This window comes from Breznakibacter xylanolyticus, from assembly GCF_003254275.1.
Classification (GTDB): domain Bacteria; phylum Bacteroidota; class Bacteroidia; order Bacteroidales; family Marinilabiliaceae; genus Breznakibacter; species Breznakibacter xylanolyticus.
Genome location: NZ_QKZK01000009.1, coordinates 47,836 through 58,393, shown reverse-complemented (window position 1 = coordinate 58,393; position 10,558 = coordinate 47,836). Strand labels below are relative to the sequence as shown.

General features: G+C 51.5%; 10 protein-coding genes. 7 read left to right on the top strand and 3 right to left on the bottom strand.

The window, feature by feature from the left end:
- Positions 1-326: 326 nt before the first annotated feature.
- From LX69_RS07075 to phoU, 5 genes are all read left to right on the top strand, one after another.
- Entirely contained in the window at positions 327-1,262 is a 936-nt protein-coding gene (locus LX69_RS07075) for a PstS family phosphate ABC transporter substrate-binding protein (protein ID WP_111445121.1), read from the top strand.
- Positions 1,263-1,326: 64 nt separating this feature from the next.
- A complete protein-coding gene (gene pstC, locus LX69_RS07070) occupies positions 1,327-2,208 on the top strand; it encodes a phosphate ABC transporter permease subunit PstC (RefSeq protein ID WP_111445120.1) in 882 nt (293 codons plus the stop codon).
- Positions 2,201-3,121, top strand: coding sequence for a phosphate ABC transporter permease PstA (pstA, locus tag LX69_RS07065; protein WP_111445119.1), 921 nt, complete (start codon positions 2,201-2,203; stop codon positions 3,119-3,121). Before pstC ends, pstA begins: the two co-directional genes overlap by 8 nt.
- Positions 3,118-3,990 (top strand): phosphate ABC transporter ATP-binding protein PstB, encoded by an 873-nt coding sequence (gene pstB / locus LX69_RS07060; RefSeq protein WP_245934962.1) that lies wholly within the window; start codon positions 3,118-3,120, stop codon positions 3,988-3,990. The genes pstA and pstB overlap by 4 nt, the downstream gene beginning before the upstream one ends.
- A gap of 207 nt (positions 3,991-4,197) precedes the next feature.
- Positions 4,198-4,866: a phosphate signaling complex protein PhoU gene (gene phoU / locus LX69_RS07055; protein WP_111445118.1), complete on the top strand. Its 669-nt coding sequence runs from the start codon at positions 4,198-4,200 to the stop codon at positions 4,864-4,866.
- A gap of 105 nt (positions 4,867-4,971) precedes the next feature.
- Here phoU and LX69_RS07050 read toward each other — a convergent pair whose 3' ends face one another.
- Positions 4,972-5,811, bottom strand: a complete 840-nt coding sequence (locus LX69_RS07050) for a mechanosensitive ion channel family protein (RefSeq protein WP_111445117.1) — start codon at positions 5,809-5,811, stop codon at positions 4,972-4,974.
- Positions 5,812-5,868: 57 nt separating this feature from the next.
- A complete protein-coding gene (locus LX69_RS07045) occupies positions 5,869-6,504 on the bottom strand; it encodes a hypothetical protein (RefSeq protein ID WP_146260663.1) in 636 nt (211 codons plus the stop codon).
- Positions 6,505-7,005: 501 nt separating this feature from the next.
- On the opposite strand from LX69_RS07045, the gene LX69_RS07040 reads away from it, so the two are divergent.
- Both LX69_RS07040 and LX69_RS07035 read left to right on the top strand, forming a co-directional pair.
- Positions 7,006-7,725, top strand: coding sequence for a DUF6261 family protein (locus LX69_RS07040; RefSeq protein WP_111445115.1), 720 nt, complete (start codon positions 7,006-7,008; stop codon positions 7,723-7,725).
- Between the two features lie 457 nt (positions 7,726-8,182).
- The gene (locus LX69_RS07035) at positions 8,183-10,333 is read left to right on the top strand and encodes a leucine-rich repeat protein (RefSeq protein ID WP_170124277.1); all 2,151 of its coding nucleotides are present in this window, start codon (positions 8,183-8,185) and stop codon (positions 10,331-10,333) included.
- A gap of 44 nt (positions 10,334-10,377) precedes the next feature.
- Here the strand turns inward: LX69_RS07035 and LX69_RS17735 are convergent.
- Positions 10,378-10,558 (bottom strand): hypothetical protein (locus LX69_RS17735; protein ID WP_170124276.1); only part of this gene is annotated, 181 nt, incomplete at its 5' end.

The window sequence follows — 10,558 nt, the reverse complement described above, 5'->3', positions numbered from 1 at the left end:
GAACTAAGAAATAACGCTGAGTTGCAGTGAGATAAGATGAGAACCAGTGAGGAGAAGAAGCCTCAGTGCCACTCGGTAAAAGAGTTATATAGTAGGCACGGTGACTCAGAGTTTTTTTGAGAGGGAGATAATAATGTAGTCATTGATATGTCTCCTCCACTCTTAAACTCCTCCACTTCTCCACTCCTCCACTCCTCCCCTTAATATTCCCTTAACAATTCCATCACACAGAGGTGACGGTTTGGTAACACACCCGTAACGCCCAAGGCACGGGGGAGGCTTAGCTTTGTGTTGTGAATAGAAACCAAAAACATAAATATTCAAACATGGAAGCAAAACAGATTTTACTAGGTGCATCGCTGATGCTGTTGGCCGCTTGCGGTGGCCAGACCTCGAAAAACAATGATGCCGCACTGACCGGCAACGTGAAAATTGACGGTTCAAGTACCGTGTATCCCATCACCGAAGCCATTGCCGAAGAGTACCGTGTGGTGGCACCCAACGTAAAAGTGACCGTGGGCGTGTCGGGCACCGGCGGCGGGTTTAAGAAATTCAGCCGAGGCGAAACCGACATCAACGACGCCTCGCGCCCCATCAAAACGTCGGAAGCCGAAGCCTGCAGAGGCAACAACATTGAATACGTGTCGCTGATGATCGCCTACGACGGCCTGGCCGTGGTGGTCAACCCCCAGAACGACTGGGTAGATTACTTCACCGTGGAAGAACTTAAAAAGATTTGGGAACCATCGGCCGAAGGCAAAATCATGAAATGGAGCGACATTCGCCCCAAGTGGCCCAACGAACGCATCAACCTGTACGGCCCTGATGCCGCATCGGGCACCTACGATTACTTTACCGAAGCCGTGGTGGGCGAAAGCGGCAAGAGCCGTGGCGACTTCACCAACAGCTCCGACGATAACGTGCTGGTACAAGGCATTGCCACCGACAAATACTCACTGGGATTTTTCGGACTGGCCTACTACGAAGAAAATATGAGCAAGCTCAAAGTCATTGGCGTGGACAACGGGAAAGGGGTGGTCATTCCATCGTTTGAATCGGTTTCTAACAGTTCGTATACCCCCCTTTCCCGTCCCGTCTTCATCTACGTGAGCAAGGCAGCCGCCCAGCGCCCCGAGGTGAAGGGCTTCGTGAACTTTTACATCGACAAAGCAGGGTCTATTTCGAAGGACGTGGGTTATGTGTCGCTTCCGGCCGAACTGTACACCAAGGCCAAAGAAGAATTTGGCACATTTACCCGATAACTGAACCGACCAAAAGAAGCCCCGACACCCGTGGAGGCTTCTTTTGTCTTTTAGACGACACGCCATGTCAAAAAAAATCACCGAACGGTTCATCGAGGGCGGTCTCAAGCTGAGCGCCTCCCTCACCATCCTCACCACCATCGGCATCCTTTGGGTGCTGCTGAGCGAGTCGTTCATCTTCTTTGAGGAGGTGTCGATTGTGGAGTTTTTTACCGAAACACGGTGGACGCCCCTGTTCGAGAGCAAGCACTTTGGCATCATGCCCCTGCTGACGGGCACACTGCTCACCACGGCCATTGCCATCGCAGTGGCCTTGCCGGTGGGGCTCACCATTGCCGTGTACCTGTCGGAATACGCACGGCCGGGCTTTCGCAAGAGCGTGAAGCCCATGCTGGATATTCTGGCCGCCGTGCCCACGGTGGTGTACGGTTACTTTGCCCTGATGACGGTGACGCCGGCCCTGCAGGCCATCATACCCGGACTGTCGGGCTTCAACTCGCTGTCGGCAGGCATTGTGATGGGCATCATGATCATCCCCCTCATCTCATCCATGAGCGAAGATGCCATGCAGGCCGTGCCGCGCTCGCTGCGCGAAGCCTCCTTTGGCATGGGCGCCACCCGCTTTCAGACCTCCTTTAAGGTGATTATGCCGGCAGCCTTTTCGGGCATCGTGGTGTCGGTGATACTGGCCATTTCGCGGGCCATTGGCGAAACCATGATTGTGGCCATCGCCGCCGGTCAGCAACCGCGTCTCACCTTCGACCCCACCGTGGCCATCGAAACCATCACCACCTACATTGTGCAGGTGAGCCTGGGCGATGTGGCGCACGGGTCGGTAGAGTACCGCACCATCTTTGCCGCAGGCATCACCCTGTTTGTCTTCACCTTTGCGCTGAACACCATCAGCTTTTGGCTGAAAAAACGATTCAGAGAGAATTATGAATAACGCCACAGACACCCTCATACCGGCGCCGCGCACGCGTGTGACCGATCTCACCCAACGGAGCCACACGGCCCGGCGCAACCACCTCATCGACCAGACCTTTAAATATCTGGGGGTGGCCGCCACCTTTATCGGCCTCATTGTGCTGGCCTATTTCATCATCGACATTGCCATCGACGGCATCGGGCGCATCGACTGGGATTTTCTCACCAGCCTGCCCTCGCGCAAGGCCGAAAAGGCCGGTATTTTGCCCGCCTGGGCCGGTTCGGCCTGGATATTGGCGCTCACGGCCATCATTTCACTGCCGCTGGGCGTGGCCGCCGGCGTGTACTTTGAAGAGTACGCCAAAGAGAGCCGCATGAACCACCTGCTGGAAGTGAACATTGCCAACCTGGCCGGCGTGCCATCGATCATCTATGGCATTTTGGGGCTCGAAGTGTTTGGACGACTGATGGGCTTTGGCGAGAGCCTGCTGGCCGGTGCCTTTACCCTGGCGCTGCTCATCCTGCCCATCATCATTGTGGCCACCCGCGAAGCCATCAAGGCCGTGCCCTCAACGCTGCGCGAAGCCTCCTACGGACTGGGCGCCACCAAGTGGCAAACCATTAAATGGCAAGTGTTGCCGGCCGCCTCGGGAGGTATCCTCACGGGCACCATCCTGTCGCTGTCGCGCGCGGTGGGCGAAACAGCCCCCCTCATTGTCATTGGCGCACTGGCATACGTGCCCTTTGTACCCTCGGGCCCCATGGATCAGTTCACGGTGTTGCCCATGCAAATCTTCAACTGGACCTCGCGCCCTCAGGCCGCCTTCCTGACCAATGCCGCAGCGGCCATCATTGTGTTGCTGCTCATCACCTTTATCATGAACGGGATTGCAATTTATTTACGAAACCGATGGCAAAAAAACCTCAAATGATGACAACCGAATTTTTAATTGATACCCACGGCACGCCCCGCGTCAAGCTGGATGCGCCCGTGTACCGTGCCAGCGAAGCCGCCTCGGCCTATGATGCCCGCGTCAAACCGCAAAGCACCTTTAAGCTGCACACCACCGACCTGAACGTTTACTATGGCGACCACCACGTGCTCAAAAACATCAACATGGGCATCGAAAGCAACGCCATTACGGCGCTCATTGGCCCGTCGGGTTGTGGCAAGTCCACCTACCTGCGCCTGTTTAACCGCATGAACGACTACATCGACACGTTTCACATGAGCGGGCAGGTGCTGCTGGGCGACAAAAACATTTACGACAAAGATGTGGCCACCGAAGAGCTGCGCAAGCTGGTGGGCATGGTGTTTCAAAAGCCCAATCCCTTTCCCAAGTCGATTTACGACAACGTGGTGTACGGCCTCAAAATACAGGGCATCAACAAAAAAAGCACCCTCGACGAGGCGGTGGAACGCGCCCTGCGCCAGTCGGCCCTGTGGGACGAAGTGAAGCACGACCTCAAAAAGAGCGCCCTGTCGCTCTCGGGCGGACAGCAGCAGCGCCTGTGCATTGCCCGCACGCTGGCCGTGCAGCCCGACGTGATTTTGATGGATGAACCCACCTCGGCCCTCGACCCCATTGCCTCGGCCAAAATTGAAGACCTGATGGTGGAACTCAAAAAGGAATACACCATTGTCATTGTCACCCACAACATGCAGCAGGCATCGCGCGTGAGCGACAACTGCGCCTTTTTTTACATGGGCGACCTGGTGGAATATTCCGACACCAAAAGCATGTTTACCCATCCGCAAAAAACGCAGACCCAGAACTATGTCACGGGGCGATTTGGGTGATGAAGAAAGGAACAAAGTAGAAAAGTAGCAAAGCGGCAAAGTAGCAAAGCGGCAAAGCAGGAAAGCAGGAAAGCAGGAAAGTAAGAGAGTGCAAGAGTGAGTGAGTCCGTTAAAGTCTTGATACTTGTGTCTCACATCTTGCATCTTGATCCTCATTTCTCAGGCACTTTGCCACTCTATACCTTTGCCGCTAAAAAAACGAAAGCAATGAAACAACTCGAAAAAGAACTTAAAATACTACGCCAAAACATCATTGAAATGATGCTATTGGTGAGCAACCAGCTCGAGAAGGCCTGCGAGGCCTTCGACACGGGCAATAAGGAACTGGCCATGGAAGTGGTGGCCAACGAGCGCCGCATCAACGCTTATGAGCTGAAGCTCGATGCCGACTGCGAAAACATTCTGGCGCTGCACAACCCCGTGGCCGCCGACCTGCGTTTTGTGATGGCCGGCTACAACATCATTTCGACCCTGGAGCGTATTGCCGACAACGCCGACGGCATTGCCCGTTACGTGGTAGAGATGAACGGCGCCATCCCTCCCAAGGCCAAGGAGGCCATCCGCTTTGAGGAGATGAAATGCACGGCCCTCATCATGCTCGATGATGCCATAGATGCCTTTGAGGAGGAGTCGCCCGCCAAGGCGCACGGCATTCCCGGAAAGGATTTGCTGCTAAACGACATCAACATTCAATCGGCCAACGCCATGGTGCTGCTCCTTAAAGAATATCCGCAGGACGTGAAAAACCTCCTCTTCCTCTTCTCCACCATCAAAAAGCTGGAACGCATTGGCGACCTCACCAAAAACATCGCCGAGGAAGTGATCTTTTTTATCGAAGCCAAAGTGGTGAAACACCTGGCTCATAACGCCGGGTAAGAAACCGGGTAAAGCCCCCTTCGCTAGCGCGGATCTGTGATCCGTGCTCAAACATAAAACGGCACTGATGACAAATCAGCGCCAGCGAGGGAGGCTCCTTAAGGCTTAAGCTTTCACGTTGCGCACGTGCACATCCATTTGCGGAAAGGGGATGTTGAGGTCGTAATCCTTAAAGCGTTTGTACACCTTTTCGTTCATCAAAAAGAACACATCCCAATAGTCGGGACCGTTCACCCACACGCGCACGGCAAAATTCACCGAGCTGCCGCCCAACTCCACCAGGCCAATAAAAGGCTCGGGATCGGTCAGAATGCGCACGTCTTCGGCGATAAAATCGTTCATGGCGCGTTTAAAATTCTCCATGTCATCGCCATAAGCAATGCCAAATTTGAAATCGACGCGGCGCAGCGGCTCGCGCGAATAATTGATGAGCGACCCCGTTGACAACGGCCCGTTGGGGATGATGACCACTTTTTTGTCGGCCGTGTTGAGCAGGGTGGTAAAGATGGTAATCTCCTTCACCGACCCCAAATATCCTTGCGCCTCAATAAAGTCGCCCACGTTAAAGGGGCGAAAGATGAGGATGATGACCCCGCCGGCAAAGTTCTGCAACGTGCCCGACAGCGCCATACCCACAGCCAAACCGGCCGCCCCCAGGATGGCAATGAACGAAGTCATTTGAATGCCCACCATGCCCATCACGCTAATGACCACCAACACTTTGATAATGGTGCCGGTGAGGCTTTTCAGGAAAGGAATGAGTGAGGCATCCACATGCCGCCGCTCAAGCAGTTTGCCCATGCCGCGCGTGAGCATGTTGGCCACCCATAGCCCCACCACCAGCACAATGAGGGCACCAATGAGGCGTGGGCCAAATTCAAAAGCCAAATCGACCAGTTTAGTCAGATAAGTTTCTACCAAATTTAAATGTTCTGTTACAGCCATTTTGAAATTATTTTAAAGTTAAACATTGTGTTATTCTTCGCTAGCGCGGATGTGTGATCAATGGCACTGATACATCAGCGCAAACAACGCCACCACGATGAAGATGCCTACAATAAAAGTAGCCTGCTCGTGGGTTCGCTTCACCTCATGGGCATCCACCACCTCCATCCGGTCGATGTCATGGGCGGGGGGCGTGGGTGCCAGGCCGTGCTCGTCGGACTGCACGCACACCTCGTCATCGTCAATCAGGCGATACTTCACCACCGTGTTGGGCAGCAACCGATGGGTTTGCGGATGCAACAACGGCTTGACCTCCCAGCCGGGAAAACGTCCGGGCGAATACACCTCAATGCCTTGGTCGTTGAGAATGCGGCAACAGGCCTCTTGGGTCGTTTCATCGTCAACGGACAGCCCCCAGGTCACCTCATTGCCCTGCTCCGACATGAGCACCGCCCCGGTAAACTGCGACTCGTCGGGAAAAGGCAGCATGCCGTTTTCGTCGGTCATCACATACACCAGCCGGCCGTCGGACAGGGTGACTTTCACCACCTGATCGCGAAAATCGGGGGTGTCGAACAAATCGCCCAACTCAATATAGCTCCAATCGGGAAACATCATTTCGCTGTAAACCAGCTCCTGCTCAATGAGCGGGCGTTTGAGCCGGCTTTCAATCATCGTCTGCATATCAGTCATCATAAGGGTTTGAAAAAATGAACTGTAAAAATGCCAAAAAATATCGGGTCACCCGCTCGGATTATCAAAATATTTTGCTTATTTCGAATCAACATTTTTTTACAACCCGGTCAAAAGTGGGATTGAAGAATTGAAAGTGAGGAAAGACCGCCGCTAACCATAGTTGCTGACCCATATTTTTTTGCGGCAACCGAGCAGCACATGTTGGCGCCCTGCCGACAAGTAGCGGCAACCGAGTAACTAATGTTGGCGCCCTGCCGACAAGTGTCGGCAAGGAAGTAACAGATGTTGAAACATTGCCGCCGGTTTGCGACAGCCCGCCAACAGGTGTAGATTGGCTACCGCAGAAATGCGGCACCCGGGCAACATAAATGATAACTGACATCAATCACTAAATATGCAAAGAGCAGGTATGGATGCTCAAAACCAACCGATCATGATGCCATACCAAATGATCTTTTCTTTAATTCTTTTTTTATGACGAAAGTAAAACGATTACGAATGGAAAATCTGAAAAACGAGCCCCATTTTCACTTCCACAGCGATGTGAATAAAGTGCTCGGGAAACACGACACCAAGGCGCTCAACCTCGAAACCGCCGCGTTGCATTACAGCAATTTGCTGCCGCTGGAAAACGAAGCCATCCAGCTCATGCTCAAAAGCACCTACACCCAGCGCCTGGCCACCGCCGACCAAACGCGCGACATCACCGAGAATGGATTTGAAATGTCGGTGAAAAGCAACCTGATGCACTTTGACCCCGAAAAAGCGCTGGCCGCCCAACGCCTGTGGACATTTTTGCAAACCAAAGGCAACGTGACAAAAAAGGACTACAACACCGAAACCATCGACATCAACAACATTGTGACCGAGATGCGTGGCAAAAGTGCCCCCGATGTGGCTCTGCTTAACCTCACCGAGTGGGTGGACAAGCTGGATGCCGACAACCGCGCCTTTACAGCGCTCAAGGACGATCGCGAGTTTGAGGACAGCGAAAAAACCAACCTGCGCATGAAACAGGTGCGCCCGCAACTCGACAAGGCCTTCCGCGCCCTGGCCGACCGCATCGACGCCCTGGTGCTGCTCAACGGCCCCTCGGCCTATCAAGCGCTGGTGAATCAAATCAACACGCTGGTCGAAAAGTACGACCTCACCATGCAACAGCATCTGGGTCGCGTGCAGGCCTCCGAGACCACCCCTCCGGCTCCCCCCGCGCGCTGATGCCACACCCCATTGATGTTCAGGATGCAAAACCTTTTCGGCCCACGCCGGAAAGGTTTTTTTGTACCCCGCCACTGCCACTTTGGTGGCATGGCACCTGAAAGGATAAACAGCCCTTGGGCACAACTGACACAAATGGTACAATCGTGCCGGAACAAATAAACGACCCACGAGCTTGATCGCCACACCATAAACAGACAGCTCGGACATGCCTGAAGCTTACACCCTAAACAATATCGCTATAAACAAAAGAAAAACAGTTGAGGGTTACTAACGTTCACAACGTTAATCCTCCAACAATTCCAAACCGAGATGAAGGATCATTAACACGCAGTAAAATTCCACCATCCCAAATCAGCCAAAGTTGCCCTCACAAAACGAAGAGCAACAATTATATTTATATTACATTTGAGCGTTACTGATAAATCAGAATTGATTACTTCTAATACCCAACATGATGATGAAAATTTTTACTCCCCTCACCACCCTTGTGGTGCTGTTTTTGACACTGGGCTTTTCGGCCAAAGCGGGCAGCTACACGCTGACGCTGAATGATGTCTATTTTGACGAAACGACCGGCTCGATTTATGGTTGTAAAAATATAGCAGAGAAAGAGATTGAAATTCCCGCCAGTTTTTATGTTGGAGGTAAAGACGTTGAAGTAATAACAATTAGCAATTCGGCATTTAACAACCATGCTTTCACCTCTATAGTCATCCCCGAGGGGATCACTACAATTGGGAACAATACGTTTAACAACAACGCCCTTACCTCAATCACCATCCCTGGTAGTGTGACTGCAATTGGCGAAAGAGCTTTTGCCAACAACAAGCTATCATCTATCACCATCCCAGTCAGTGTCACCTCAATTGGCGGTGGGGCTTTCAATAACAATGTCATCAATCAAGTCAATGGCCAAACTTCTGACGGCTTTATTTATGCCCGAAACAGTGACGGCAGTGACAACAAAACCACCATCGCATCCTATGGAGGAGCCGTCAAATCGATTGACTTTATCCCCGACAATGTGACCACCATTGGCCAATTGGCATTTTATGACAATGCACTTACGTCGGTTGTCATCCCTGCCAATGTAACTACCATTGGTGATAATGCATTTGAGAAAAACGCATTGACAACGATAACCATTCCCAACAATGTCACATCGATTGGTGGTTATGCATTTGCCAACAACTCCCTAACGACTCTCAACATCTCCAATAGTGTCATTTCAATAGGGCGAGGTGCATTTAATCACAATTTACTCGCCCAAAAAAACGGCAATGCCTTTAATGGCCTTGTTTATGCAAGAAACAACGACGGCAGTGATGACCTCTCCACCATCATATCGTATGGCGGGACTTCTAAAACCATCGACTTTATTCCATCCGATGTCACGACCATTAAAAGCTATGCATTTACAGAAAATGCCATCGAATCGGTGACTTTCCCCAGCAAACTAACCTCTATTGAAGAATGGGCGTTTGCAGCCAATAAAATTGGTACCGTGACTCTGCCCAATAGTGTAACCACCATTGGGGAATATGCGTTTGCATTCAATCAAACAATTGCCTCGGTGACCCTTCCCGATAACATTACCACCATTGAAGAATGGGCTTTTGGCGACAATGCCCTAACCTCTATCAATCTTCCCAACCACATCACCTACATTGGCAAATCTGCATTGGCGAGCAATAAACTTACTTCATTGACCATCCCCAACAGTGTGACCGTTATTGATGACAATGCTTTTTTCAACAATGCACTAACTTCGGTCACCATCCCCAACAGTGTGACTTCAATTGGAAAGAGTGCATTTGAAGACAACCTCCTCACTTCGGTCACCATCCCCACCAGCATTACCTCAATTAAAGATTTCACATTTTCACATAACGCCCTTACCTCGGTCACCATCCCTAACAGTGTCACCTCAATTGGCATTTGGGCGTTTTGTCAAAATGCGCTGTCATCGGTAACCATTCCCAATAGTGTTTTATCAATTGGCAGATATGCTTTCTATTACAACAACCTCACTTCATATGCACTCCCTGCTCATCCCAATTTAAACAGTTATGGATGGATGGACGAAAACAGTGCTTCGTACAATGGTGGCGATAACGTCAGTAATTTAGATATCAGCTACAACATTCCCGGTGCATACCCCATTTTTTATGAATTAAGAGATGGTGAAAATACACCAAGCAACCCCATTGCATATCACAAAGACGCCGGAGTTGCCACCTTTAGCGATGCCACCCGCCCAGGTTACACCTTTATGGGCTGGTACAATGCCAATAACGAAAAAGTGACCACCATTGCATCAGGCACCGAAGCGAATGTGGTGCTGTATGCCCAATGGGGTGTGGCAAGCAACGTGGATGAGGCAACCCCACCACGCCTCACCCTCTTTCCCAATCCTGCCACCTCGTTCATCACCATCAACCATGCCGAGGGGCAAATGCTCTCCATCTACGCCATGACTGGCACCCTGATGATGCAAACACCCATCGTTAGCGAATCAAAAACCATTACAGTAAACCATTTGCCACAGGGAACCTATGTCGCTAAAATTGGAAATGAAACGTTACATCTGATGATAAAACGATAAAATTCCACCCTCAATAATATTAAAGCCCCCTCGTTCATATCGAATCAGGGGGCTTTGTTGTTATTCTCGGCATTATTCCCTTGTCTTAATCGACTGTAAAAAGAAGAAAAAATAGCTAGACTGAAACTTCCGAAAAAACCAACCTGCGCATGAAACAGGTGCGCCCGCAACTCGACAAGGCCTTCCGCGCCCTGGCCGACCGCATCGACGCCCTGGTGCTGCTCA

Coding starts and splice junctions, on each gene's coding strand:
- LX69_RS07075 (WP_111445121.1), top strand. CDS start 327: ATGGAAGCAAAACAGATTTTACTAGGTGCATCGCTGATGCTGTTGGCC.
- pstC (WP_111445120.1), top strand. CDS start 1,327: ATGTCAAAAAAAATCACCGAACGGTTCATCGAGGGCGGTCTCAAGCTG.
- LX69_RS07035 (WP_170124277.1), top strand. CDS start 8,183: ATGATGAAAATTTTTACTCCCCTCACCACCCTTGTGGTGCTGTTTTTG.
- LX69_RS07050 (WP_111445117.1), bottom strand. CDS start 5,811: ATGGCTGTAACAGAACATTTAAATTTGGTAGAAACTTATCTGACTAAA.
- phoU (WP_111445118.1), top strand. CDS start 4,198: ATGAAACAACTCGAAAAAGAACTTAAAATACTACGCCAAAACATCATT.
- pstB (WP_245934962.1), top strand. CDS start 3,118: ATGATGACAACCGAATTTTTAATTGATACCCACGGCACGCCCCGCGTC.
- pstA (WP_111445119.1), top strand. CDS start 2,201: ATGAATAACGCCACAGACACCCTCATACCGGCGCCGCGCACGCGTGTG.
- LX69_RS07045 (WP_146260663.1), bottom strand. CDS start 6,504: ATGACTGATATGCAGACGATGATTGAAAGCCGGCTCAAACGCCCGCTC.
- LX69_RS07040 (WP_111445115.1), top strand. CDS start 7,006: ATGGAAAATCTGAAAAACGAGCCCCATTTTCACTTCCACAGCGATGTG.